We start from the raw sequence: 25,873 nt of genomic DNA on the forward strand, positions 1-25,873 counted from the left end.
TTTCCCGTATAACAATTGGTTAGTAAACAACGGAGAAGATTCATGTCGGCAAAGGAAAGAAGCCTACCCACCCATCGCATCTCAAGATTCAGTAAGTTCGCTTCACTTGCTACCCGTGTCGCAGGCAATGTGATTGCAGAAGGCACGAAGCAGATCGCCAAAGGCAACAAACCAAAAGCGAAAGACCTATTGCTGACGCCGCAGAACATCGCGCGCTTAACCGACCAACTAGCGCACTTACGTGGTGCTGCAATGAAGCTCGGTCAAATGCTGTCAATGGATGCTGGTGATGTTTTAGAACCTGAACTCGCCGATATTCTCTCCCGTCTTCGCTCCAACGCAGACCCAATGCCAGCAAAGCAACTGAACGGCGTCATGGAAGGTTCGCTTGGTGCTAACTGGAAAGCCGAGTTCCTCTCCTTTAACTTTAAGCCTATTGCCAGCGCCTCAATAGGACAAGTGCATCAGGCTTATAGCGATGCAGGTGATAATCTAGCCGTCAAAGTGCAATATCCGGGCATAAGAAAAAGTATCGATAGCGACGTCGATAATGTCGGCACACTACTCAAAGTCGTTGGGTTGATTCCGGAGTCCGTCGACTACAAAGGACTGCTCGAAGAAGCGAAAAAGCAACTGCATGATGAAGCCGATTACGCACGAGAAGCGCAATTTGCCATTCGTTATCATGACGCTTTGAAAGAGCACCCTCATTTTGTTGTACCAAAGATCCATACTGAAAGTTGCTCCGATTCCGTTCTCGCGATGGAATTCATTGATGGTAGCCCAATTGAGCAAATCGAACATTATGATCAGAGTACGCGAGATTTTGTCATGCATAGCCTACTCGAATTACTGTTCAGAGAACTGTTCGAATTCAAGATGGTACAAACCGACCCAAACTTTGCTAACTACTTATATATCGAAAACACTCGTCAAATCGGCTTGCTAGACTTTGGGGCGACTCGCGAATACAGCGAACAATTTAGTACTGGCTACCGCCAAGCCTTTGCATCTGTCGTGAATAATGACGAACAAGGCTTGAATGACGCGCTTGAACAGATTGGCTTCTTCAGCCAAACCATCCTGCCAGCACAGCGCCAAGCAATTCTCGACTTAGTTAAAATGGCGTGTGAACCCATGTTGGTTGATGAACCTTACGACTTCAAAGCCAGTGGCCTAGCTCAGAAACTCCGAGAAGCCGGTACCATTCTAAGCATGGAGCAAGAGTACTGGCACACCCCACCAGCGGATGCACTATTCCTGCACAGAAAAATCGGCGGTATGTACTTGCTCGCCGCTCGTATTGGCGCAAAAGTAAACATTCGCCAACTGGTCTCACCTTACCTACAGATTATTGACGAATAGGCTATTGTTTTTCTGCTACTTTCGAGTACCTTGATCCGCTGCCTATAAGAATAATCTGACTGTCGGGGTGCTCGTTGAGTAAGTTTCAAGACCTTTCTACTCTAATTGAACAAATTGTCCAAGCAGAAGAAGCGGAGCAAATCACCGCTCTCAATGATTCTATCGAATGCGGCCTCGAACCCGGTGCGGTTGCGCTGATTCTCGAAGCCTTTCCGATCGATGATCGTGTGAGATTGTGGCGCGCATTGCCCATGGAGTTGCACATCGATGTACTAACAGAAATGCGTGCAGAAGTACGTCTTTCGATCATCGAAGCACTTTCTGAAGTTGAGCTAAAGCTTACCTTAGCCAAGCTAGATAACTTGTCTCTGATCGAATGGGCAGACTCTCTGCCTGAAGAGTTTATCAATGAAGCGTTAGAGTTGATTGAGAAAGATGAACTCGACCTCTACGATCAAGCCAACGAATACGAAGACGAAGAACTTGGCCGCTGGGCTGAGCGTAAGATCATCACTCTCCCTTTTAATATCACGGTTGGTAAAGCTCGACGCCTAATGGAGCGTTACAGTTACGACACACCGCAGCAGGTGTATCTCATCAACCGTAAGAAACAGTTTCGTGGCGCGGTGAACTACTATGAAATCTTGCGTAGTGAGGAAGACGTTCGCCTTAAAACCTTAGCGATAGAAACCGTCACAGTACTCGACAGTAAAATGGAATTGTCTGAGGCCGTAGAAGCGTTGGAGCATAGCCCCCTGCCAGCGTTGCCAGTAACGGATACCGACCAAACCTTAATCGGTGAAGTGGATTGGCAATTCGCATTAAGCACGCAGCGTGAAATATACGAAGCGCGTTTAATGGCTGGTACGGGTATGGATGAAGGCGATGACTTATTTGCTCCGGTATTAAAAAGCTCTCAAAAGCGTGGGGTTTGGCTGGGCATCAACTTGCTAACCGCTATTTTAGCCTCTGTCACTATCGGGTTGTTTGAAGACGTAATTTCACAAGTGGTTGCTCTCGCCGTTCTCATGCCAATCGTTGCCTCTATGGGTGGTATCGCGGGCAGTCAGACACTTACTCTTATGATTCGCGCTATGGCGTTAAACCAGATCACTCCGGGTAACCGTTTTGCACTCTTGAAAAACGAGCTTGGTATTGGCTCTTTGAACGGCTTACTTTGGGCGCTGATCATCGGTGGGCTGGCGGGTTTATGGTTCCAATCAACCGTACTGGGCGGCACCATCGCATTAGCCATCATCGTAAATATCATAACGGCAGCCCTATTTGGTGTTTTGATCCCTATCGTACTTGATAAATTGAAACTCGATCCTGCTTTAGCTGGTTCCGTCATTTTGACTACCGTGACAGATGTGGTCGGCTTCTTCGCTTTTTTAGGAACAGCAAGCCTAGTAATGTTGTAAAAACGATTGCTCTAGTTAATTAATTCATCATTAGCATTATAATTACAAATTGCAAAACGAAATTGCATTTTGCAATAAGTGAGGAATTTTAGGCAACCTATGTCACAGAAACCGCGATTTTTAGGCGATTATAAAGTTGGCACACTAACTGCATTAGTATGGCTGACCCTTCTTAAGCCGAGGGTCACCTAGCCAACTGACGTTGTTAGTGAACTTGAATTTGTTCACAAGTATATAAGCCAATCGCACTCTTTGCGGTTGGCTATTTTTTTATCTGTGTTTTTCTGATTCCTTTCTTCGCCTTCCTCCTTCTCGCACTCAGTACTCTCTATTCAAGCTGCAGCAAAATCCCAGTATCAAAGTCAAAAGCCCAAAAACTTACAAACGATTTCACTCCATATTTCGCCAAGTTAACCACCAAAAATAGCCACTTGAGGCTACATTCCTTATTTAAGCCACATAAACATCAGTGATTAAACTTAATTATGTTTAATTTATGCGCAACACAACACCCAATTAGAAAGAAAACGTTTGCTTTAAAAGCATAAGAGACAAGAATGGTTGAGTTTATAAAGAAAGCGTGTAAAGCAAAGGTGATATAAGAAAGTGCCCAATGATACCGATTTCATGACAAATTACTCTTGCATGAAGCAATCAATTAACAAACTTTTTTGCTCTTCAAATAAAATATAACCTTATGTTTTTAATGAAATAAAAAAACACAAAGGCTTGAGTAAACGTTTAAATGACAAAAAACTCATTGACTATGAGATTTACATCACGATAATACGCGCCGTTTGCCCAGAAATTGGGATCTATAATTAGTTTTAATTTTTTGCGGAGGTAAAAATGGCTGCAGACAATAACTACAGTCTCGGACCGGTTCCTAACACTGCCAGAAAAGGCGTGGCATCATTAACCATGGTTATGTTGGGACTCACTTTCTTCTCCGCAAGTATGTGGACGGGCGGCTCGCTCGGTACTGGCCTTTCTTTTGATGATTTCTTCCTCGCTGTTCTCATTGGTAACCTAATCCTCGGTATCTACACTTCTTTCCTCGGTTACATCGGCGCTTCTACTGGTCTCTCCACTCACCTCCTTGCTCGTTTCTCTTTTGGCTCTAAAGGCTCTTGGCTTCCTTCCGCACTTCTTGGCGGCACACAAGTTGGTTGGTTTGGTGTTGGCGTAGCGATGTTTGCGATTCCAGTGAACAAGGCAACAGGCATCGATACAAACACGCTTATCATCATTTCTGGTCTACTCATGACCGCAACGGTTTACTTTGGTATCTCTGCACTTATGGTGTTATCGGCGATTGCAGTACCAGCAATTGCCCTACTAGGCGGTTACTCGGTAGTGGAAGCAGTAAATAGCGTTGGTGGCGTAGCAGAACTTCAAAAAGTACAACCTTCGCAGCCAATCGATTTCTCTGTCGCTCTTGCTATGGTCGTAGGCTCATTTGTCAGTGCGGGTACGTTAACCGCAGACTTCGTACGATTCGGCAAAAAGCCAAAAGGCGCAGTGATGGTCACCATGGTGGCGTTCTTTATCGGTAACTCACTGATGTTCATCTTTGGCGCAGCTGGTGCAGCGGTAACGGGTCAATCAGACATTTCGGAAGTAATGATTGCACAAGGCCTTCTTATCCCAGCCATCATCGTACTTGGCCTGAACATCTGGACAACCAACGACAACGCGCTTTACGCATCGGGTCTGGGCTTCTCCAACATCACTGGTCTGCCAAGTAAATACATCTCAATGGCGAACGGTTTAGTAGGTACATTGTGTGCACTATGGTTGTACAATAACTTTGTAGGCTGGTTAACCTTCCTATCGGTTGCAATTCCACCAATTGGTGGCGTAATCATTGCGGATTTTTTCATGAACCGTAAACGTTACACAAATTTCGCAGCAGCAGAGTTCCAAACGGTTAACTGGGCTGGCATTATCGCTGTGGCGATTGGTGTTGCAGCAGGTCACTTCCTTCCGGGTATCGTGCCTGTGAATGCGGTACTAGGCGGCACAATCAGCTACCTGATTCTAAATCCTATTCTTAATAAAAAGACACTGGCACAACAGCCAGCGTAAGGAACCATCATGACGACACTATTGATCAAGAACGCAACGCTAAAGGGACAGGAAGGTCTCCAGCAAATTTTGATTGAGGATGGTCAATTCAAGCGTATTGAAGACAATAATGTAGAACTAAATTACACAGGTGATGTTCTTGATGCGGAGGGCGGCATGGCTGTCGCTCCTTTCTGTGAGCCGCACATTCACCTAGACACCACGCAAACCGCCGGTGAGCCAAGCTGGAACATCTCTGGCACGCTTTTCGAAGGTATCGAGCGTTGGGCTGAGCGTAAAGAGACGCTGTCGATTGAAGACGTGAAATCACGCGCAAAGCAGACGCTTAAGTGGCAAATTGCAAACGGTGTGCAGTACGTTCGTACTCACGTTGACGTTTCTGACCCTACCCTAATTGCCCTAAAAGCGATGGTAGAAGTTCGTGAAGAAATGAAAGAGTGGGTAGACATCCAAATCGTTGCGTTTCCACAAGAAGGCATTCTCTCTTACCCGAATGGTAAAGAATTGCTAGAAGAAGCGATTCAGATGGGTGCTGATGTTATTGGTGCAATCCCTCACTTTGAATTCACTCGTGAGTACGGCATCGAGTCTCTGCACTACGTTTTCGAACTGGCACAGAAATACGACCGTTTGATCGACGTACACTGTGACGAGATCGATGACGAGCAATCACGTTTTGTTGAAACGCTTGCAGCGCTAGCGCACAAATTCAACATGGGTCACAAGGTAACCGCAAGCCATACGACCGCTATGGGCTCTTACAATGGTGCTTACGCATCTCGCCTGTTCCGTCTGCTACGCATGTCTGGCATCAACTTCGTTGCAAACCCATTGGTGAACATCCACCTTCAAGGCCGCTTCGATGATTACCCGAAACGTCGTGGTGTGACTCGTGTGAAAGAAATGCTGAATGCGAACATCAACGTGTGTTTTGGTCACGATGATGTCTTCGATCCTTGGTACCCACTAGGCACTGCAAACATGCTACAAGTGCTGCATATGGGTCTGCACGTGTGTCAGGTGATGGGTTACGACCAAATCAACAACTCACTGGATCTGATCAGCACGAATTCAGCACGTACACTGAACATTCAAGACAAGCACGGCATTGAAACAGGTAAGCCAGGTAGTTTACTGATTCTTCCTGCAGAAAATGGTTTTGACGCAGTACGTCGTCAAGTGCCAGTTCGTTACTCTGTTCGTCACGGTAAAGTGATTGCAGAAACACAGCCTGCGACAACACACATTCACCTTGGTGAGCAAGAGCAAGTGACTTACAAACGCTAATCACTGAGCTTTTAAATAAAAGAAGGGTCTGATTGAATCAGACCCTTCTTTTATTTCTTCACGCGCTGTGTTAGGTGTCTACGGCAACTAATGACATTCCTTAGCAACGAAGGCGTATTCCCTAAATAAACAACCTTGCCATCTTCATCAACAATGGCAGGTACAACCTTTAAGCCTTTCATATCTGCGCCGTATTCCACCAACTTACGTTCTAGCTCATATAAATCCTGCATATCTCGGACTCAATTTATAATTATCAATTTTCGCGTGAATGCTATCCCTCTAAAGAGATATCAATACTGATCTGGATCATGAAAGATAGATCCTAATTATGGTGGGCTCAAACTTGAGACACTTCATGGTTTGAATGTGTTTTTGAATGTGAAATTTTGTGAATTGCATTCAAATTAAATTTCATAATATAGACAATTTGCGTAATAAACATTTGCACTCCTTCGTAACAAACACTAAAGTTAGGGAGTTAGTTGAGCTTTATACTAAAAAACCACAAATCGCCCAAACACAGATTTAACACTAACAACGTCAAAATTAGTGCTTATAAAATAAAGAATAAAATAAAACCTAGGGTCAGCAGCAATGTTGACCCTTTTCTTTGCCTCCCTCAAATCGAGCCAAACAGAAAAATCTTGAGCCTTATAGTAAACAAAACTTTTGCGTGATAACTGTCGGTTATCAGCGAGATAAGTGGATTCCTAATCAAACAGCGTTCAATAATAGCTTCGAACCAAACATCTCGGAGTGAAATACATGAACATTTTCAACAAAACTACATTGGTCGCGGCGCTGTCTCTTCCCCTACTTGCAGGATGCGTGACTCCGGGAGAAGATGATCCAAACGCATTAACAAAACAAGGCGCTGCAGGTGGTGCACTTTTAGGTCTGACGATGGGCGCTTTGACGGGTGATGCTGAGCTTGCCGTGAAAGGCGCAGTTGCGGGTGGTGTCGCCGGTGGTGTCGCAGGTGCTGGCGCGGATATTCACAATAACCGTGACAACATTCGCCACGACAGCCGCAATGACGCGATTAGTGGTATTAACGGTGGTCAGAACACAGCTGCAACCAATGCCTCGCAGCAGTGGCAAGAGATCGATAACTTTGTAGGCGATTGGAACGTAAATATCCAGAACCATAATCGTGACTTTAAAGGTTTAGAAGGTCTATCTGCACACGGCTCGCTAGCAAAAACAACAGAAGCAAATGTTAAGGTGACCAACTCGCAAGGCGTTGACCTTAATGCCGCGTTCACGTTCGATCCACAAGCAGGCTACCAATTGACGCTGACCAATGAAGCAAAAGATGTATCGGTTGCTTTTGCTGGTGAACAACAATCACAAAACCATCGCTACAACTTCTACCCGATGAACATTAACGACGTCATTTACCAAGGTATTCCGACGGGTGATGTGCGTGTCGAGCTAGGTTTTGCAGGTCCAAACGTTTGGACCATCGATAGCTACGCTTACATCGACGGAGCAGAGCAAAAAGTACAAACGTTCCGATTCACTCGCACCCAATAAAACAACCAGGCTTTCTTCGCAACATCTCAATAACAACGTCTCATTTGGCAATTTAATAAAGGCTTAGGCATACTCTGTCTAAGCCTTTATTTTTTAGAAGAAATCCATGTCTCAACTCAACCTAGCAGAGCTCAGCCAATTTGAGCCTCAGTTCCTACACTTTATGCAGCAAGAGATGCAAACTGATGCCGCTCACGACCTCAGTCACGTACAACGCGTAGTCAAAACCGCTCGTCAACTAGCAGAACAAGAAGGCGCAGATTTAGCCGTTGTATTACCAGCTGCGTATCTGCACGATTGCTTTACTTACCCAAAAGATCACCCGAACCGCAAACAAAGCTCAACGATTGCCGCAACCAAAGCGATTTCGTTTCTAGAAAGCATCGACTATCCTGCTCAATACCATGACGCTATCGCCCACGCGATCGAATCTCACAGCTTTAGCGCCAACATTACACCTAATACTTTGGAAGCTCAGATCGTCCAAGACGCAGACCGCTTAGACGCGCTTGGCGCAATTGGTGTGACACGCTGTATTCAAGTGAGCACGTTATTTGATGCTGCCTTATATAACGAACAGGACATGTTTGCAGAGCATCGAGAATTGGAAGATAAACGATTCACCATCGATCATTTCCAAACCAAATTGTTTAAAATTGTCGAGACGATGAACACCAAAGCAGCATATGAAGAAGGTTTGAAGCGTAAAGCGTTTATGCAGTCTTACCTAGAGCAGTTGCGCCAAGAAGTAGAAGGTTAATATGTCGGAAAGTCACGACCTAATTAAAGAGCTCAAACGCCAACTCAAGCAATCTGGCTTGCACTATGTCGATGTCGCGCAGCACTTGGAACTGAGCGAGGGCTCGGTAAAGCGCTTATTGGCAGAAGGCAGTCAAATCAGCCTCGACCGCTTGGAGCGTATCTGTCAGCTGATTGGGTTAGAAATGGCAGAGCTATTTAAACTGGCAGCAGCACACAACAAAGGGCTGGAGTCGCTCACGCTAGGACAAGAAAAACAACTGGTTGAAGATAAAGGCTTATTGTTGGTTGCGGTTTGTGTGGTCAATGGTTATCGCTTCGAACAAATCATCGAGCAATACACCTTTGATGAGTTAGAGCTGATACAAAAGCTCGCCCAACTCGATCGTCTCAATATCATCGACTTGCTGCCAGGTAACAAGATTCGTCTGCGTATCTCCCCGACTTTCAAGTGGCACACAGGTGGCCCTATTCAGCGTTTCTTCCAGCAACAAGTTCAAGAAGCTTTCTTCCAGAGCTATTTCTCTGCTGAAGATGAAAAGCTAGTGATGGCAACGGGCTTAATGAGCTTGCCAACCAACAAAAAGATGCAGCAAAAGCTACAAAAGGTCATTGATGAGTTTTATCAGATCTGTCAGAGCGACGATTCACTGGATATGGACGAGAAGCACGGAACCTCTCTGGTGATTGCGATGCGTCGTTGGACATTCCCGCTGTTTAACCCTTGGGAACGCAAATAGGTACTACCTGATGCTCGATAAACTCAAAAGCCTATCTATCAAGACAAGACCTATTCTCCCTTTGTTCGTACTCATTGCGTTTGCTGGTTTTGCGGTGTTCATTGCCACACTCTTGCAACTTTCTGATGTGGTTAAGGAGTCTTATCTTATTCCGAGTGGCGTAACCGCGTTGTGGGCGCTTGCCGCTTGGGTGATGATCTCGAGCTTTCAGCATGTTCCTGAACTTACGCCAAGCCTCGGTTTTTTCAAACGAATGAAAGCTCGCTTGGTGCGTCTGTTCTTTTATTTGGTGACATTAGGCTTTATTGGGCTGTCTGGCTTTATCTTGTTCGTTACATTGAGAATGCTCAGCGTCTGGTTCCGACACTAAGCTCATCTCGTAACGTATAGAAGCACCAACCCGTGCAATATCACAAATTAATGAAACAAAAAGTATCGCAAAGTGTTACTTTTGGTTTCTCATAACGTAACTCTTTTCTTCACACTGGTTTCCTAAAACGCAACCTTTAAAGTGCTCCCATCTCAACGCGATTTTGCAATTACGGAGCCAGCATGTTTCTCACTAAACGATTCTTTCCCTATTTCGTGACTCAGTGCCTTGGTGCACTGAACGACAATATCTACAAGAATGTTCTCTTGTTGATGGTGACCTACAGCCAAATTGACTCACTACCGATGTCGGTCGATCTTTTTGTTAACCTTGCGGCTGGCTTATTTATTCTTCCCTTCTTTCTGTTTTCTGCCCACGCCGGTGCGATTGCCGACAACATGGACAAAGCCAAGTTAATCCGCCGCTTAAAACTTGTTGAGTTAGTGATCATGAGCTGTGCAGCGACGGCTATCATGACGCAGAGTGCCATTCTAATGCTGGTTCTACTCTTCATGACTGGTACTCAATCGGCTTACTTCGGCCCAGTGAAATACGCTCTACTTCCTCAAGCGCTAAAATCTGATGAGCTAGTGAAAGGTAATGCTTGGGTTGAGATGGGGACTTTCCTTTCTATCCTGATTGGTACATTAAGCGCAGGTCTATTGCTTGCGATTCCAAATGGTATGCTTATCGCCTCTTGCATTGTGATTACGCTGTCACTACTGGGCTTCTTGAGCAGCGCTAACATCCCTTCTCTACCGAGTAAGAAAAACAATAAGGTTACATTCGAACCCATCACTGGCTTGAAAAAAACACTCAAACTGGCACAAAAACAACGCGGTATTTGGATGTCGATTCTAGCGATCAGTTGGTTCTGGTTTATGGGTGCGACTTACCTGACTCAATTCCCAAATTTTGCTCGTGAACACCTATTTGCAGACAGCACAGTGGTTTCTCTGTTGCTGGCTCTGTTCTCAGTTGGTATCGCGACAGGCTCATGGTTATGTGAAAAGCTGTCTTTCAATCAAGTTGAACTGGGTATTCTGCCATTTGGTATTTTGGGCTTAACGATTTTCAGTGCCGACCTACTATGGGCAGTTCCTGCAATCGAATCTTTCCCAAGTCACTATTACGACGTACAAAGCTTTGTTGCTCAGCCTTCGCATATTAGAGTAATGATCGACTTGTTCTTGGTTGGTGTGAGCGGAGGCGTGTTTATTGTTCCCCTTTATGCGTTTATCCAATCGCGCTCAGAAGAAGACGAATGCGCTCAATCTATTGCAGCAAACAACATCATGAACGCACTGTTTATGGTCGCTTCCGCTGCTGTTTCAATCTTGGTATTAAGTGTTTTAGAGTTCTCTATTGTTGAGTTATTTGCCATTTTGGCCGTCGGTAACTTCATCGTGGCTATCTACGTTTACCGTCAAGTACCTGAGTTTACTCAGCGCTTTATTAGCTACTTGCTAAGCCACTGTCTGTACCGAGTTTCGGTAACCGGTCGTCAGCATATCCCAGAACAAGGCGCAGCCCTGATTGTGGTAAACCATGTGAGCTATGTGGACGCTTTGATTCTAATGGGTACATCAACCCGCCCAGTTCGATTTGTGATGGACAAGTCAATCAGTGAACTGCCTATTCTTAAATATGTTTTTCGTCATGCCGGCGTTATCCCAATCTGCTCGCCACGCAAATGCGCAGAGACTTACAAAAGAGCTTTCGAACAGATTGAGCAGGCGCTTAATAACGATGAAGTAGTTTGTATCTTCCCAGAGGGTCGCTTGACCTCAAATGGCGAACTGGGCGAGTTCCGACCGGGTGTTGAGAAGATTTTAAAGCGTACACCTGTACCTGTGATTCCGATGGCGCTAAAAGGCTTATGGGGCTCTTTCTTCAGCCACAAAAATGGACACGCGTTAACGAAGCGCCCTACTCGCTTCTGGTCTCGTATCGAAGTCAATATTGGTGAGCTATTGCAACCAACCACGTTAGATCGCCATTTGTTACAAAAAGAAGTGCAAGATTTGCTAATTCGCTGACAGTAGTCTCGTGGAGAATCTAGTAGGATAAAATCAACGTCATAAATCTAGGAGGTATTATGAAAATCATCATCTTACATGGTCTTTATATGCATGGGCTGGTCATGCAGCCTCTTAGCCAAAAGCTGAGAAAACTGGGCTACGAGACCCAAGTGTTGAGTTACAACACGGTTTCAATTAACGAAGAATCGCTGTTTGATTCGATCGACAAGGCGCTCAACCCACTCACTGTAAATGTGTTGGTGGGTCATAGCCTAGGTGGTTTGATGATTAAACGATACCTCGCGAACAGAAAGCCATCGACAAGTCTGGTGTCCCACGTTATCGCAATTGGCTCGCCACTGAAAGGCGCATCTATCGTCACTCGCATTCAAGATTTGGGATTCGGTGCGATGCTTGGTAACTCACCGTATCACGGCCTTAACAAGCACGAAGATGTTTGGACTTTCCCACAAAAACTCGGCAGCATCGCAGGCACAATGGGCATTGGCGCAAGGCCGATTCTCATGCACAAAGACAACACAATGTCTGATGGCACAGTGACCGTAGATGAAACACGTTTAGAAGGCATGCAAGATCATATAGAGACGAAACAGACTCACACTAGTCTTATCTACAACACCTATGTACCTGGTCAGATTGATCACTTTATCAAAACTGATCACTTCAGCAGATAGCGCACTTTTCCATCAAGTAGTTGCAATCTACTTTTCAAGCCAAGGCGTTCGCAGTACTATCTCTACTCCGACCACTCATTTGAGTGTCGGAGTTTTTTACTTCTAACCATATTGGTTGGATTCAATGTTCTCAGGGCGGGGCGAAATTCCCCACCGGCGGTATACTCTTTTGAGTGAGCCCGCGAGCGCTCGATTCGTCGAGGTCAGCAGATCTGGTGAGATGCCAGAGCCGACGGTTATAGTCCGGATGAAAGAGAATAAGAAAACATCAGCGGTTTCCTCAACGTTCTGTGTTGATGAACACTGGTGCACTTCTTTTTGGATCGCATTTTTTATTGCGTGGGTTTGTGTCATCTTACTGTTGGTGACTCATTGCATGCATAGAATGTGACGATCCCTCATACCGCCCTGATTCTGGTGATATTTAGGAGTTAACCATGAATCAGTCATCACTACTTGCCGAATTTGGCGACCCAATTACTCGCGTTGAAAACGCACTTATCGCATTAAAAGAAGGCCGTGGCGTGCTTCTTCTTGACGATGAAGATCGTGAAAACGAAGGCGACATCATTTATTCCGTAGAGCACCTGACTAATGAGCAAATGGCTCTGATGATCCGCGAGTGCAGCGGCATTGTGTGCCTATGCCTGACAGACGCTCAAGCAGACAAATTGGAACTGCCACCAATGGTTGTGAACAACAACAGCGCAAACCAAACGGCTTTCACGGTTTCTATTGAAGCAAAGCAAGGCGTAACAACTGGCGTTTCTGCCGCTGACCGTGTAACAACCATCAAAACAGCAGCAAACCCAAATGCAAAACCAGATGACTTAGCTCGTCCTGGTCATGTATTCCCTTTGCGTGCTCGCCCTGGTGGCGTCATGACTCGTCGTGGTCACACAGAAGGCACTATCGATCTGATGCAAATGGCCGGTTTGCAGCCCGCAGGTGTACTATGCGAGGTGACAAACCCAGATGGCACCATGGCAAAAGCACCTGAGATTGTCGCGTTTGGTCGTTTACACAACATGCCAGTGCTGACCATCGAAGACATGGTTGCTTACCGTAATCAATTTGATTTGAAGCTAGCGTAATCAACACGTATTTGCCCTAGTCAAAAGCCGCTGAACTCAGCGGCTTTTTTGATCGATTTGATTCCTTTGCGAGTAGTTATACTTAGTAAAAACAAAAGGAATCAACACCATGAAGGGAATCACTCGCAGCGCACTTACCGCAACACTACTCTCCACTAGCTGTTTGGCTTTTGCATCGAGCTGTCCAGATATCTTGCAAGGAAAGCAAAGGCTTCTCAATTCAACGGAAGAAATAGAGCTTTGTGACGCCTTCAAAGGCAAAACGCTACTGGTCGTGAACACCGCAAGCCAGTGTGGCTTTACCCCTCAATTCGAGCAATTAGAGCAGTTGCATCAAACTTACAAAGACCAAAACTTTGCCGTTGTGGGCTTTCCAAGTAACGACTTTCGTCAAGACCGTGGCAGTGAAGAAAAAACCGCTAAAATTTGCTATCTCGACTACGGTGTTACCTTCCCTATGATGGCGCGAACCTCTGTTCTTGGCGAGGGTGCAAACCCAGTATTTGCCGAGATCAGTACTCAAGCGGGCATTACTCCGAAATGGAACTTCTACAAGTTCTTGATCGACAAAGAAGGTAAAGTCGTTGCGACCTTCCCAAGTTCAACCTCTCCAACAAGTACTACGCTTACTAACATGATTGAACAGCAACTGTAAGGAAGGCTGCTATGACGACCACACGTACGACAATGCTGCAATTGGGTTATTTAGGACTGCTGCCCTTTCTGTTCAGCTTAGTTCTCATCGTTACAGAAAGGACTTTGTTTAACTTATCTGGGGAGCAGTTTTTTATTGCTTACAGTGCGGTGATTCTGAGTTTTCTTTCCGGGGTACTTTGGGGCAACGCCATTGATCATTTCTACCATCGATTGAGTCGAAATGCCTTGGTGCTAAGTAACTTATTCGTATTGCTTGCTTGGGGAGCATTGCTGCAAGGTAACAAGCATTATGTCACCGCGACTCTGTTATTGGCAGCTGGCTACATTGCCGTTTGGTACGCGGAAAAGCTGATTCGAAGAGTAGAAAAAGAGGCGGAGCCAAAAGGGTATCAGATGATGCGAGGCAAGCTCACGACAGGTGTGGTACTAATACATGGGTTGGTTTTAATTGCTTAAACTGGTCTGTCCACCTACCAGATCACAAAACTCACCAAGTTATATAAAACAATGTTCATTTCGTGAAGTGGGCGTAATTTTGAACACCGTTTTGTTTTAATTATGAATGAATGGTCATATAAATATCTCAAAAGCATTCACAAAGGATATGAATATGTTTTTTCGTAAACTTCTTTTTAGTACCGCAGTTATCAATGCAACAGCGGGTTGCGTGTCTTATCAAGCACAACAGGCTGCGGTCAATACGGTGAATACCACTGGAGTGGTTCTTAACAACGTAGTGAAAACCACCATCGCTCAGCCTTGTAACGTTGCCGTCACTGTTGCCAGCTTGTTTTATCCAAATGCGATCTTTATGACTGATATGCCAACCGCAGCTTGTACGGCTGTTCTCCGCTAACGCAAAATGAACATAAAAAATGGCGACCTCGATGGTCGCCATTTTTATTTTTCTCAAAAACTATAGTGTCAGTAGGTAATTCACTAACTCGTTGTATTCATCATAAGTACGAATCTCATTAGGGATAACGATGTACTTATCGTTGACCAATACACCTGGAACACCCGTTAATGTGCTTTGTTTGAACTGCTTATCAAAGCCCTTCTGCATTGAGTTAACGGCAAAGCTGTTGTAAGCCGCATCAAACTTCTTCGCATCGACACCGTTATCAACGAAAATCTGCTTGAGTTCAGATTCATCTTTTGGCGCTTGGCGCTTTTGATGAATTTGAGCAAACATCGCCGGTACCATCTTCTTCTCTACGCCCAAAGACACCATTGTTGCGTATGACTTAGCCATTGGAACGGCCATATCGCTGCCCATAAAAGCAACATGAACTTTCTCAAAACTTGCACCTTTCGGTAATGCTGGCTTCATGTTGTCAATCACAGCTTCAAACTTGTAACAATGGGGGCAATAAAAAGAGAAGAATTCCGTCACTGTCGGTTTGCTGGCCTTGTCTACATCTAAGACCTTGTAGTGCTTACCTTCTTCAAATTGTGCTGCGTGGGCAGTAAATGCCAATAAAAGGGTGCTGCATAGCGCGAGTAGCTTTTTCATGTTTGATTCCTTTAGGCACACCTGTGCCATTCTCATTAATAAATAAAACGCCAGTTGGGCTGGTCAATGATTGAGGCGGGAATCAGACAATTGGAGGACGGTAAGGCTTATAAATAACGAGCACCGCTTTCGGAGTGAGCGCTTTGTCGATCAAAGCAAGACGATGAGGGAGTTGTATCTGTTCATCTTGCAAAAGGTTCGTGGGAATTTTAACGAGGCATGAAGAGGTACAACTGGTATGTGGTTGCTGTCCTTTCTCTAAGACATGCACATCTTGATGAGACTCAACACAATCCGTTCGTTCAGTACCTAATGGATGATGAAAGCCATCAGAAGCCGTTTGTAACGTATGATGTTCAATCGGTGCCGTAGCCGCACGTACACTTGACGCAACGCCCGTTAGCAACATGGCTAATAGACAGAGCATTGTCGTCATAAATGTACGGTTAAAACTCAGCATATAACTTCTTCAAAATACGGTGAATCTTCATCATACAGAATCCTTCTTTTCATACAAGCCAATCACTTAATGCTAGGTTCACAAACAAGACGATTCTGACACTCGATACCGACTGCAATGCCGATAACACTTGAAATCACTATGAAACCTGAGTAATAGTTAGATCAGTTTTTGTACAAACAAGGAAAGATTAATGCTTAAAAAGAGATTCTTTAAAACAAAAGATGAAGTCGAAGTCACGTTCGAGCTAGACAAAAACCAGTGGGAGTCGATTCAAATTGCAGGCGATTTTAACAACTGGCAACCGGAACCAATGAAGCTCGTGAAAAAAAGTGGACAATTTAAATTTAAAACGCGCTTGCCGAAGGAACAAAATATCCAGTTCCGTTACCTATTTGACGAAGCTGAATGGGAGAACGATCCGCAAGCAGACGCATACGTGCCTAATGGATTTGGTAGCGACAATAGCGTCGTTTGTACCCAAGAGCAGCCAGCTTAATCACTAAATACACAAACTAAGGTGCACTAGTGCGCCTTTTTTATTGCCTAATTTTCATAAAGTTACCGCGAATTGTTGTTATATAGCAACAGTGTTTTACCTAAAGCGATATATATCAACAAACACCATTTCCTTAATATACCCACATCGCAGCAAAACAGGTGTTCTTGACTAAAAGCTGCTCTCATACAAAAACTATTCTCAAAAGAAGAGATGAAGGAAACAAAAGATGAAAAAACTGATTGTAATCACAGGTGCAAGTTCTGGTATTGGTGAAGCTATCGCACGCCGTCTAAGCGATGAAGGTCACCCACTTCTTCTTCTTGCTCGTCGTGTAGAGCGCTTAGAAGCACTAAACCTGCCAAACACGCTATGTGAAAAAGTAGACGTTACTGAAAAAGCTTCGTTTGAAGCGGCAATTGCTAAAGCAGAAGAGAAATTTGGCCCTGCTGATGCACTAGTAAACAACGCAGGCGTGATGCTACTAGGTCAAATCGATACACAAGATGCATCAGAGTGGAAACGTATGTTCGACGTGAACGTACTTGGTTTGCTAAACGGCATGCAGTCTGTGCTAGCACCAATGAAAGCGCGTAACAGCGGTACTATCATCAACATCAGCTCAATCGCAGGTAAAAAGACGTTCCCAGACCATGCGGCTTACTGTGGTACTAAATTCGCGGTTCACGCAATTTCTGAAAACGTTCGTGAAGAAGTAGCAGCATCAAACGTTCGCGTAACAACAATCGCACCAGGCGCAGTAGAAACTGAACTGCTTTCTCACACTACATCGCAAGAAATCAAAGATGGTTACGGTGCGTGGAAAGAAGATATGGGCGGCGTGCTAGCTGCTGATGACATCGCACGTGCGGTTCTGTTTGCTTATCAGCAACCACAAAACGTTTGTATCCGTGAGATCGCTCTAGCACCAACTAAGCAACAGCCTTAATCCCTGCGATTCTAAGACGAAGAAATCAAAAAAGCGGCTCAATGCCGCTTTTTTGTTGCTGTAATCAAACGGACCTAAAACGGCATTACTTCCTCGGTTTAATCGTTCGATAAGCCACATCAGTTAGGTAGTCATTGAGACGATGTGATGCCGCGACCGCTTCCTCGGCATCAGTATGGCTGACAGCACGTAAAACGGCAGCATGAAGAGAAGACGCTTCAACCAAATCTGAGTCTTGGTTTTTAAATGCAAACCAAAAGCGGCGGGATAAGCCTTGTAGTGGTGCCATTGCTAGCTGCAGATACTCATTACATGCAGCTTTGACGAGCAAGGTATGGATTTCTTTAAGTAAAGACGCGTAAAGCAGATCATCTTTGTTTTCTGCACAAGCTTCTAACTGCTCAGCCAACATTAACATCTGCTGTTTCTCTTCAACACTTGCTCGCGAGGCAGCGTAGTTGACACATAAGGCTTCAATGTCGCGACGGACTTCTAAGATCTTTAGTTGGCTCTCGACAGAGATTGCTGGGATTTGAATTCCACGTCGCGGGTGGATCTCAACCATACATTCATAAGCCAATCTTTGTAACGCTTCTCGAACTGGCGTTCGCCCAAGTTCTAATTCTTCTGCCAACTGTTTTTCACTGACCATACTCCCTGGTTCTAATTCGCGGAAGATGATCATTTTTTCAAGTTTGCTGTATGCAACTTCTGTCTTATTGACTGAATTTACGGTCATTCTCGTTCCTATTCCATTGATCAATCTTTTAGTGAGCAATCTCACGATAAGAAGTTTTGCCATTGTACCAAAAAAAGAAATCCGAATATATTAAAAACATACAACTGATATATCAGATGAACATCAGTAATCTATTAGTGAGGTAAGAATGAAATCTTGGAACATTATCCGTCGTTATGAACACACTCCTGACCTACCTGTTTTGGCTGAAGTAGAAGTGTTAGTCATTGGCGGAGGTCCTGCTGGTGTTGCCGCAGCTGAAACGGCTGGTCGTCTAGGTAAGAACACTTGGCTAATTGAGAAATACGGTTTTTGCGGTGGTGCTGCCGTCGCGGGCTTATCTGGCACTATTTGCGGTATGTACATGGCATCGGACGATGAAAATGCACAACCAGAACAAGTAGTATTCGGTTTTACAGAACGTTTTCGTCAAGCATTAGAAAACAAAGGTGGTGTCACTGCTCCACAGCGCTACGGTAAAACGTACACAGTGACGCACGATCCTTTGATGTGGCGTGAAGTTGCTGATGATTTCCTAGAGCAAGCAAATGTCAAAACTCTATTCCATACGTCAGTCACTGGCGTGATCATGGAAGGCGATGCATTTAAAGGCGTGGTCATCGAATCAAACGCAGGTCAAAGTATCATCTTAAGTCAACAGATCATCGATGCTTCTGGTGATGCTGCTGTGGTAGCTCGTGCGGGTATGGATTATTACTTTGGCGACAATGGTCGTATTCAAAACCCAACCATGTTCTTCCGTTTTGGCGGTGTCGATATGGACACTTACCTTGACTACTACGGCAACGACACGATCTGCCCTTCGAAAGTCACCGAAAACATTCTCGCAGCCAACGAAAGCGGCGAATACCAGTTGCCACGTCATAAGATTTGGATTTTTCCGACCACGCGAGCGAATGAATTGATGGTCAATGCGACACGACTTGCAGGTCAAGATGGACGCATGCTGAACGTTATTGATCCTGAAGATTTCACAGAAGCTGAAGTGTTTGGTCGTCGCCAAGTTCGTGAGTACGCCCGTTTCTTGAACAACTTTGTTCCAGGTTGTGAACAAGCATTCGTTGTCGACACCGGTGTAGAAGTCGGCATTCGTCAAACGCGCTCTATTGTTGGTGTCGAAACGCTAACTAATGAAGACGTTGTTAACTGTCGCAAGCGTGAAGACGGTATTTGCCGTACCCCTTGGCCTATTGAATTGCACTCCGGCGACAAACCAAAACTGCACTGGCTAATTAACGATTACTACGACATCCCATTCCACACGCTAGTGCCAGTGGTTGGTGAAAATATCATTGTTGCTGGTCGATGCTTGAGCGCCGAACACGAAGCCCTTGCTTCTGCTCGCGTCACCGCGCAATGCTTTGAGCTTGGTCATGCAGCGGGCATTGCTGCTGCACAAGCGATTGATACAAATACGGCGATTCGTGACCTAAATGTCGCGGAGATTCGCGCCACCATGATTAAAAATGGCTCACGCCTGTAAGGACTGAAAAATGACCGATCTAAAAATTGAACGTGTAGAACTTTACGCTGTAGCAGACCGCGATGCAGCACCTGTACCATGGGCAGATAACCAAGAACCTTTGTTATACACCAATAACATCGTCCGTCTAATTTGTAACGATGGTACAGAGGGGTTAGGCGCAACAATCAGCTATACAGAGAATGATTTTGACCGTTGCATTATCGAATCTCAACGCACCATAGTTCCAGGTTTACTGGGTAAAAATCCATTGGCAACTCAAGAGCTCTACAACTGGTTAATGGCGCGTTGTACTTGGGGTGGTCTGCCAGCTAAAGCGCCAATTGATATCGCAGCATGGGACATCAAAGGCAAAAAAGCGGGCATGCCTCTTTACATGCTTTTAGGTGGCGCTCGAAACAAAATGTTGTCTTATGCATCGACGCCAATGTTCGACACCGTAGATGAGTACTTCCCGTACCTAGACGACTGTATTGCACACGGCTTTAAAGCAATCAAGCTTCACTGCTACTGCGTGTACGAAAAGGACGTTGCCCTTGTTGACGCAGTTCAGGCTCGTTACGGGAAAACTGGCATTCGATTCATGCTTGATACGGCAACCTTCTACACGCCAGAACAAGCAATGGCAATGGCAAAACGTCTAGAAAGCTACCACTGGGAGTGGTTAGAAGCACCGGTTTCTGATTACGACTACAACACTTATAAACGCCTAGTTAAAAATACCGACCTTGAGATTTCTAGCCATGGTAACTGCTTGTTAACACTGCAAGAAGTGACCTATGCCTTATCACAAGAGATGTGGTCTGACATTCGCCAAGACGCGACGGTTTGTGGTGGTATTACGCCTCTAAACAAATGCTTCCACATTGCAGAGGGCTTCTCTAAGAACCTAGAGATCCAATCAATGGGTTACACGCTAACGCAAGCCGCAAACCTGCACGTCGCTCTTGCGCATAACAACTGTAAATTCTTTGAACAATTCTACCCTTACGAAGACTTTGAGCTAGCGTCGAAAACCGTTATCCGCACCGACAAAGAAGGTTATGTCCGTGCTCCTGAAGGCAACGGCTTAGGTGTTGAAATGGATTGGGACAAAGTGAAAGAAATGTCTGTGGCATCGTACGTGTTCGAATAAACCGCAGCTTCAAGACAAAAACAATTAATACAGAGACAGCAAAAGACTGACATCCCTCTAACCCTACACTGTCTGCCTTTCTAATTACTCGTATGGGAACGGGAGAAAGGCAGACGCCCTGAGTGTCAGTGACAATAAACAAGGCCGTCCGAGTATTCTCATTAATAGACAATATTGGAAAGTCACAATGAAATTGAATACTTCAGAAATCGACTGGAAACTTACTTTTGGCAGTTTTGGATTTGTACTGCTTCTAGGTATTCTTGCAGTGGTATACCCAGAAGCCGTAAAAAGCACCATGAGCGGCATGCTAGATTTTACCGTCATTAACTTCGGTTCTGGTTTCCTTTGGTACACACTTTTCGCAACAGGTGCCCTATTGTTCCTCGCCTTTTCTAAATATGGCGATATTCGTATGGGCGACACCAAACCTAAGTTTACGAAATTCCAACTGTTCGCAATGGCATTGTCTGCGGGCATGGGCGCAAGCACCATGTACTGGGGCTTTATTGAAGCGGTATACTACTTCATGGACCCTCAGTTCGGTATTACAGATAAAGCCATGGCAATGGAATACGCTACGGCTTACAACATGTTCCACTGGGGCGCTGCAGGCTGGTTTATCTACCTCATTGTAGCCATCCCATTCGCCGTCGTATTCTACCTAAAGAAAAGCCGACGCATGAGCCTAAGTGGTGTTATCAACTCACTTTTTAATGATCGCCTTCCAGTTTGGGCTCAGAAGTTTATTGACCTACTGTTCATCATCACCACGCTTGCCGCAACCGCATTAACATTAGGTTTGGGCATCCCGATGATTTCCTCTAACCTAGCGAGCTTAACAGGCATTCCAGACAATTTAATGTTGGGTATTGGCGTTATCCTTGGATTGTCAGTGATCTTCTCTCTCAGCTCTTACATCGGCATTGAGAAAGGCATGGCCCGCCTATCTAGTGCAACCATTTATATCTGTGCAGCGTTTGTTGGTATCATCTTCATCATCGGGCCATCAGCTCTGATCATGAACAACTTAACCAATGGCATTGGTATCATGTTGACTGAATACATCCGCATGAGCACCAACACAGATCCATATGGCACAACGTTGTTCCCTCAATACTGGACGGTATTTTTCCTAGCGAACTGGATTTCTTACTCACCGGGTGTAGGTGTCTTCATCACTAAGATCATCCAAGGTCAGAAGCTAAAAGACGTGGTTCTAATCCTAGTGATTGGCGGCACAATGGGCTCTGCGGTTATCTTCGGTGTATGTGGCACCTTCTCAATGGATCTTGTAAACAACGGCGTCGTTGATGGTGTCAAACTGATTGGAGAAGGTCAGCCAACTGAGTTGGTGAAGCAAGTATTTGACTCAACATCTATTCCAATGTTGCTAACTGCTATCTACCTAGTCACGATGATTCTGTTTACAGTAACAACACTAGATGGCACCTCGTATTCACTAGCAGGCATCGCAACTAAACAGCTAGATGAAGAAGCAAACGTAAACCCAATGTTTCGTCTGTTCTGGTGCTTATTGCTAACAGCACTACCAATCATCTTCTTACTGATTAATGCTGACTTGAATATCCTTAAAGCGTTCCCTGTACTGATCATCGTATTGATCGTGCCAGTGTTCTTCATCGCGGCGGTTAAAACACTCCAATACCTTAAGCAAAACTACGAACAAATTATGGAGCATCAACGCAAACAAGATGAAATCCTTGCCAAGGAAGTACAACAAGAACAAACCGAGGTTACCAACCAGCAACCTGCTCCACAGGCTAGTTAGTCACCTTTAGGCAATTAAAAAAGCTCCGATTAATCTCGGAGCTTTTTTGTTTTGACTGACCCGTCCTGAAATGTGTCTTCACATTGTGTGACGAATTACAACTACTTCACCCAGATCCTTGCAGCTTTATCATTGTAGTGACTTGAAGAGTGCCAGATTCGTGTCCATCGGTAACAACCATAGTAATGGTGTTTACCGCGTTTTTTACCCAACTTGATTTTGTAGCCACGAGTTAGACGTGGAGATATTGTCATCGCGGAAAACGTGTAGATGTAATTATCACTCAAGTCGTATACCGCTTTCTTTGGTGCAACACATAAACGCTTACCTGTAAAGTCATCATTTTCGTAAAAACAGGCAAGACTATCATCAGGTTCAATCAATATCATAGATGTCTTATCATTCAGATACTTAACAAACCTTTCATCCTTGTAATAAGTCCTATATTTAGTTTTTCGACCAAATTCATAGTCAGAAACTAAAGTCACACGATACCCATTACGAATAGTGAAAGATGACGTGATGTCGTTAAAGTCAGCAGGAAGTTTCAAAGGTTTGTTTATATCTTTGGTGGAGTAGCAAAGACTTCGCCCTTTATAGTGTGCATGCTCGTAAAGACACAAGGCTGTCTCACCTACCCCATCATCAACTTGATACGAAGGAGAACAATCACTTACAAGAGTCGGATTACCAATTGAAAAACCACCCACAGCACAAGCTTTAATAGAGCTTGTTTCGTTAGTAACAGCTTTGCCTATCAATGTTTGTTCATTGACAAAATAACTAATCGTATTGTCCAGTACGCGTTCATTTTGATCCAAGTGCTCTTGGTAAATGAACGAAAACACTCCCGCCCCATCAATAGACTGAGAGTAGGACTCTGGTTGTACACCCACCATAAGGTTATCACTGTCAACAAAATCGATTTCAATACCGCCTGTATTCTCAATGATCTGTCTAGTACTTACAGGACTGCTCACATACTCAGAACACTGAACCTTCAAGTTGTTATCAATACAAAATCGTACTTTATTGGTTTCAATAGTGTTACTGGTTAAGTAAACTTTGCTACTCAGTTTGACACCATTCTCAGCTTGCCAGTAGATATCTTGAGAGTTCCCTTGTTTATCAAAGTTCGTCGCCAACTCACCATCAACATAGGAAAAAAGTACATACTGCCCAGATGTACCCATGCTTTGTCGCGTTATAGAGAAGCTTTCGGAGACTATTTCTAGATTACCTAAATTGTCTAGCGCTGATGCTGACGTTCCGGATAGTGCTTTCTGGGGTATTGAACCCACTAATATATAAAACAAAATAAATGAAAACTTTTTCATAATACCTTTCCGTTTGTTCGTTACCTTATTTCATTAAGTAATAGGTTTTTAAATCTTCTGATGAGCTATAATTAAGAAGCTCAGTTTCCTATGTAAAATGAAACAGATTAAAATTGGTTAGCAAGAATTTAAAAAGTAAAACATCTCGCTAACCAACACTTATTAAATAGAACAAACTATTGCTAGCATTTCTTGTAAAAATAAAGCAATAGTGCTAACAATAAATATTAATCCGTATTTTTCTTACAGATATAATATCCTTTATAGAAAGAGCGAGGTGCTTTTTGAACGGAAAGATCATCACTTAGCATAGTGACTTCTCCCCACCCACCAGTGACAGCGAAACCGGATTCGATGTGATTGCTTGACCAGTACCCTGTTTCTCCAGGCCAAGTCGCATCAATCTCATCCATATCTTCATTGACAAGGGTTTGCATATCGGCCGCAGAAAGTGCACTTATCTTGCCACCTAGTGCTTTACAATATGAATTTAGAAGATGCTCATCTCCTTCAAAAGACGGGGCTGCTGTGTAAGTTTTTTTCGCAGTTTTATCTGCATTCCAAACATCCTCTTCATGTTTGAACGATGTCGAAGGGAAAAGAACATCAAACTGTTGTTTAGTAGGTGGACGGCAGTACGGATCACAATCAGATTCAGCAACAATCCTAGTAGTACACGCATTCCAAGTTGTGCTACCTACATCAAAGTAAACATCCTCACATATCTCTACCACATTTACTGGAGCCAAATTAAGGCTCTTCAATTCGTAATATGCTTGAACGTCTACCTTTTTCCCACTTAGATCCGGAGTATTGGTGCCCTCACTTACCTGAGTTGCTATAACTTTTTTATCAACTTTATCTTGTATCAGACTCAACCATAAGCCAATACCAACTTTTGAACCTTCTTCGTCATCCCCAGTAGGTCCGATATATGAAAAATCCACTGTAATGCCGATATCGCTATCTGCACTCAGTACAACATTATCTTGAACTGTTTGACTCACAGACCACCAGTCTCGATAATCAATAAAATCATTAGCAGTTTTTAACCGATCAGGAGAGTTCACATAAACGGAAGCAGAACACAACGAGTCTAAACATAGAGAAATGCTTCTCCCAGCATCAACTTGTTTCGGTGTATACAAGATACCATCCATCAATCGTTCGTTACTTGTAGCGTCAATCCAATAGTAATTGTTCCTCTCCCCCTTTGCAGAATAAAGGTTCAATCCCATGCTTCCATTAACGCTTCCCGTAATACTTTGCCCAACGTTAACAACTCCACTTTGATGCAAAGTCGGTATTTCAATTTTTTCAACTGATGCATTACTTTTCAGTGGTAAAAAAGAAGCTAAGAATAAAACTGGGACACTATACTTATGTTTGAATTTTTCTCTAAATAATAAATGCATTTACTAAATCTCATGTAACCAATGGAAATAGGAAATATTCATCATTATTTTATAATTTAAAAGTTCCCACCTCATAATTCTTCTTATACTATTTGATAAGAGAGCTAATTATTTTTAATTTTATGTCATTCATTCACACAATAGCTTGTCATAAATTACATATAAATGGACGAAAATCTCAGTACCATTTTTACTAATTACATTAAATACTTTCTGATCACAATCCCATGCAGCCTAATAACGTAAATGCGCTTCCCTCTTCAAGTGATCTTACATCAAGCTCAACTTGCCAATTGATCAACGAACTAAGAAGTAAAAGAAATAGAATTAATATGAGCCAAGAAGACTTAGCGTCATTTTGTGATACATCAGCGAGCCATATCAGCAAGATCGAAAACCTTAGAGTTGTTCCTAGGCTAGATACGTTTTTAAGAATGTGTTTAGCCTTAAACGTAGAAGTCACCATACTAACAAGGTAAAAAACTTTTAGG

25 protein-coding genes and 1 riboswitch are annotated in these 25,873 nt (G+C 44.1%); of the genes, 19 read left to right on the forward strand and 6 right to left on the reverse strand.

What is annotated here, in order from left to right; translation table 11 throughout:
• Positions 1-42: 42 nt before the first annotated feature.
• The 4 genes from L1076_RS02805 to L1076_RS02820 all read left to right on the forward strand — a co-directional run bounded on the left by L1076_RS02805 (position 43) and on the right by L1076_RS02820 (position 6,161).
• A complete protein-coding gene (locus L1076_RS02805) occupies positions 43-1,365 on the forward strand; it encodes an AarF/ABC1/UbiB kinase family protein (RefSeq protein ID WP_045404639.1) in 1,323 nt (440 codons plus the stop codon).
• A gap of 74 nt (positions 1,366-1,439) precedes the next feature.
• On the forward strand, positions 1,440-2,786 hold the full coding sequence (locus L1076_RS02810) for a magnesium transporter (protein WP_038867331.1): 1,347 nt from the start codon (positions 1,440-1,442) through the stop codon (positions 2,784-2,786).
• Between the two features lie 849 nt (positions 2,787-3,635).
• Positions 3,636-4,874 (forward strand): cytosine permease, encoded by a 1,239-nt coding sequence (gene codB, locus L1076_RS02815; protein ID WP_042600193.1) that lies wholly within the window; start codon positions 3,636-3,638, stop codon positions 4,872-4,874.
• Positions 4,875-4,883: 9 nt separating this feature from the next.
• Entirely contained in the window at positions 4,884-6,161 is a 1,278-nt protein-coding gene (locus L1076_RS02820; protein ID WP_237303093.1) for a cytosine deaminase, read from the forward strand.
• Positions 6,162-6,211: 50 nt separating this feature from the next.
• Here the strand turns inward: L1076_RS02820 and L1076_RS02825 are convergent, their stop codons facing one another.
• Positions 6,212-6,394, reverse strand: coding sequence for a hypothetical protein (locus tag L1076_RS02825; protein ID WP_009704791.1), 183 nt, complete (start codon positions 6,392-6,394; stop codon positions 6,212-6,214).
• Between the two features lie 535 nt (positions 6,395-6,929).
• Here L1076_RS02825 and L1076_RS02830 point away from each other — a divergent pair.
• From L1076_RS02830 to L1076_RS02875, 10 genes are all read left to right on the forward strand, one after another.
• The gene (locus tag L1076_RS02830; RefSeq protein WP_104046335.1) at positions 6,930-7,700 is read left to right on the forward strand and encodes a hypothetical protein; all 771 of its coding nucleotides are present in this window, start codon (positions 6,930-6,932) and stop codon (positions 7,698-7,700) included.
• A 106-nt stretch (positions 7,701-7,806) separates the two neighbouring features.
• Entirely contained in the window at positions 7,807-8,460 is a 654-nt protein-coding gene (locus L1076_RS02835) for an HD domain-containing protein (protein WP_237303094.1), read from the forward strand.
• A gap of 1 nt (position 8,461) precedes the next feature.
• On the forward strand, positions 8,462-9,199 hold the full coding sequence (locus L1076_RS02840; RefSeq protein WP_237303095.1) for a helix-turn-helix transcriptional regulator: 738 nt from the start codon (positions 8,462-8,464) through the stop codon (positions 9,197-9,199).
• A gap of 10 nt (positions 9,200-9,209) precedes the next feature.
• Positions 9,210-9,569 (forward strand): hypothetical protein, encoded by a 360-nt coding sequence (locus tag L1076_RS02845; protein WP_105067968.1) that lies wholly within the window; start codon positions 9,210-9,212, stop codon positions 9,567-9,569.
• A gap of 182 nt (positions 9,570-9,751) precedes the next feature.
• A complete protein-coding gene (locus L1076_RS02850) occupies positions 9,752-11,608 on the forward strand; it encodes an MFS transporter (RefSeq protein WP_237303096.1) in 1,857 nt (618 codons plus the stop codon).
• A 59-nt stretch (positions 11,609-11,667) separates the two neighbouring features.
• Positions 11,668-12,285 (forward strand): cob(I)alamin adenolsyltransferase/cobinamide ATP-dependent adenolsyltransferase, encoded by a 618-nt coding sequence (locus L1076_RS02855; protein WP_039974990.1) that lies wholly within the window; start codon positions 11,668-11,670, stop codon positions 12,283-12,285.
• 122 nt (positions 12,286-12,407) lie between these two features.
• Positions 12,408-12,548, forward strand: a riboswitch (FMN riboswitch).
• 174 nt (positions 12,549-12,722) lie between these two features.
• A complete protein-coding gene (gene ribB / locus L1076_RS02860) occupies positions 12,723-13,379 on the forward strand; it encodes a 3,4-dihydroxy-2-butanone-4-phosphate synthase (RefSeq protein WP_005433496.1) in 657 nt (218 codons plus the stop codon).
• 109 nt (positions 13,380-13,488) lie between these two features.
• Positions 13,489-14,034 carry a glutathione peroxidase gene (locus L1076_RS02865; RefSeq protein WP_039974991.1) on the forward strand — a complete coding sequence of 182 codons (546 nt, stop codon included), beginning with the start codon at positions 13,489-13,491 and terminating at the stop codon, positions 14,032-14,034.
• An 11-nt stretch (positions 14,035-14,045) separates the two neighbouring features.
• Positions 14,046-14,492: a DUF3429 domain-containing protein gene (locus L1076_RS02870; RefSeq protein WP_054755206.1), complete on the forward strand. Its 447-nt coding sequence runs from the start codon at positions 14,046-14,048 to the stop codon at positions 14,490-14,492.
• A gap of 154 nt (positions 14,493-14,646) precedes the next feature.
• Positions 14,647-14,892 carry a hypothetical protein gene (locus L1076_RS02875; protein ID WP_005433479.1) on the forward strand — a complete coding sequence of 82 codons (246 nt, stop codon included), beginning with the start codon at positions 14,647-14,649 and terminating at the stop codon, positions 14,890-14,892.
• Between the two features lie 60 nt (positions 14,893-14,952).
• Here the strand turns inward: L1076_RS02875 and L1076_RS02880 are convergent, their stop codons facing one another.
• Both L1076_RS02880 and L1076_RS02885 read right to left on the reverse strand, forming a co-directional pair.
• Positions 14,953-15,552 (reverse strand): thiol:disulfide interchange protein DsbA/DsbL, encoded by a 600-nt coding sequence (locus tag L1076_RS02880; protein ID WP_054755204.1) that lies wholly within the window; start codon positions 15,550-15,552, stop codon positions 14,953-14,955.
• An 82-nt stretch (positions 15,553-15,634) separates the two neighbouring features.
• A complete protein-coding gene (locus L1076_RS02885) occupies positions 15,635-16,012 on the reverse strand; it encodes a hypothetical protein (RefSeq protein WP_045404657.1) in 378 nt (125 codons plus the stop codon).
• 193 nt (positions 16,013-16,205) lie between these two features.
• Between L1076_RS02885 and L1076_RS02890 the strand changes: the two genes are divergently transcribed.
• Together L1076_RS02890 and L1076_RS02895 are read left to right on the forward strand one after the other, a co-directional pair.
• Positions 16,206-16,511 (forward strand): isoamylase early set domain-containing protein, encoded by a 306-nt coding sequence (locus L1076_RS02890; RefSeq protein WP_038867314.1) that lies wholly within the window; start codon positions 16,206-16,208, stop codon positions 16,509-16,511.
• 229 nt (positions 16,512-16,740) lie between these two features.
• Positions 16,741-17,460, forward strand: coding sequence for an SDR family oxidoreductase (locus tag L1076_RS02895; protein ID WP_038877685.1), 720 nt, complete (start codon positions 16,741-16,743; stop codon positions 17,458-17,460).
• A gap of 85 nt (positions 17,461-17,545) precedes the next feature.
• Here L1076_RS02895 and L1076_RS02900 read toward each other — a convergent pair whose 3' ends face one another.
• Positions 17,546-18,199 carry a GntR family transcriptional regulator gene (locus L1076_RS02900; protein ID WP_010451199.1) on the reverse strand — a complete coding sequence of 218 codons (654 nt, stop codon included), beginning with the start codon at positions 18,197-18,199 and terminating at the stop codon, positions 17,546-17,548.
• 148 nt (positions 18,200-18,347) lie between these two features.
• Here L1076_RS02900 and L1076_RS02905 point away from each other — a divergent pair, with 148 nt between their 5' ends.
• The 3 genes from L1076_RS02905 to L1076_RS02915 all read left to right on the forward strand — a co-directional run bounded on the left by L1076_RS02905 (position 18,348) and on the right by L1076_RS02915 (position 22,630).
• Entirely contained in the window at positions 18,348-19,703 is a 1,356-nt protein-coding gene (locus L1076_RS02905; RefSeq protein ID WP_054755203.1) for an FAD-dependent oxidoreductase, read from the forward strand.
• A gap of 10 nt (positions 19,704-19,713) precedes the next feature.
• Complete coding sequence (locus L1076_RS02910) at positions 19,714-20,838, forward strand: mandelate racemase/muconate lactonizing enzyme family protein (protein WP_045404660.1); 1,125 nt, start codon at positions 19,714-19,716, stop codon at positions 20,836-20,838.
• A 187-nt stretch (positions 20,839-21,025) separates the two neighbouring features.
• Positions 21,026-22,630: a BCCT family transporter gene (locus L1076_RS02915; protein WP_038877692.1), complete on the forward strand. Its 1,605-nt coding sequence runs from the start codon at positions 21,026-21,028 to the stop codon at positions 22,628-22,630.
• Between the two features lie 101 nt (positions 22,631-22,731).
• Here the strand turns inward: L1076_RS02915 and L1076_RS02920 are convergent, their stop codons facing one another.
• A complete protein-coding gene (locus tag L1076_RS02920) occupies positions 22,732-23,967 on the reverse strand; it encodes a hypothetical protein (protein WP_237303097.1) in 1,236 nt (411 codons plus the stop codon).
• A 227-nt stretch (positions 23,968-24,194) separates the two neighbouring features.
• Positions 24,195-25,382 carry a hypothetical protein gene (locus L1076_RS02925; protein WP_054755200.1) on the reverse strand — a complete coding sequence of 396 codons (1,188 nt, stop codon included), beginning with the start codon at positions 25,380-25,382 and terminating at the stop codon, positions 24,195-24,197.
• Positions 25,383-25,873 lie beyond the last annotated feature (491 nt).

Source organism: Vibrio sp. MMG023 (assembly GCF_021654215.1).
Classification (GTDB): Bacteria; Pseudomonadota; Gammaproteobacteria; order Enterobacterales; family Vibrionaceae; genus Vibrio; species Vibrio jasicida.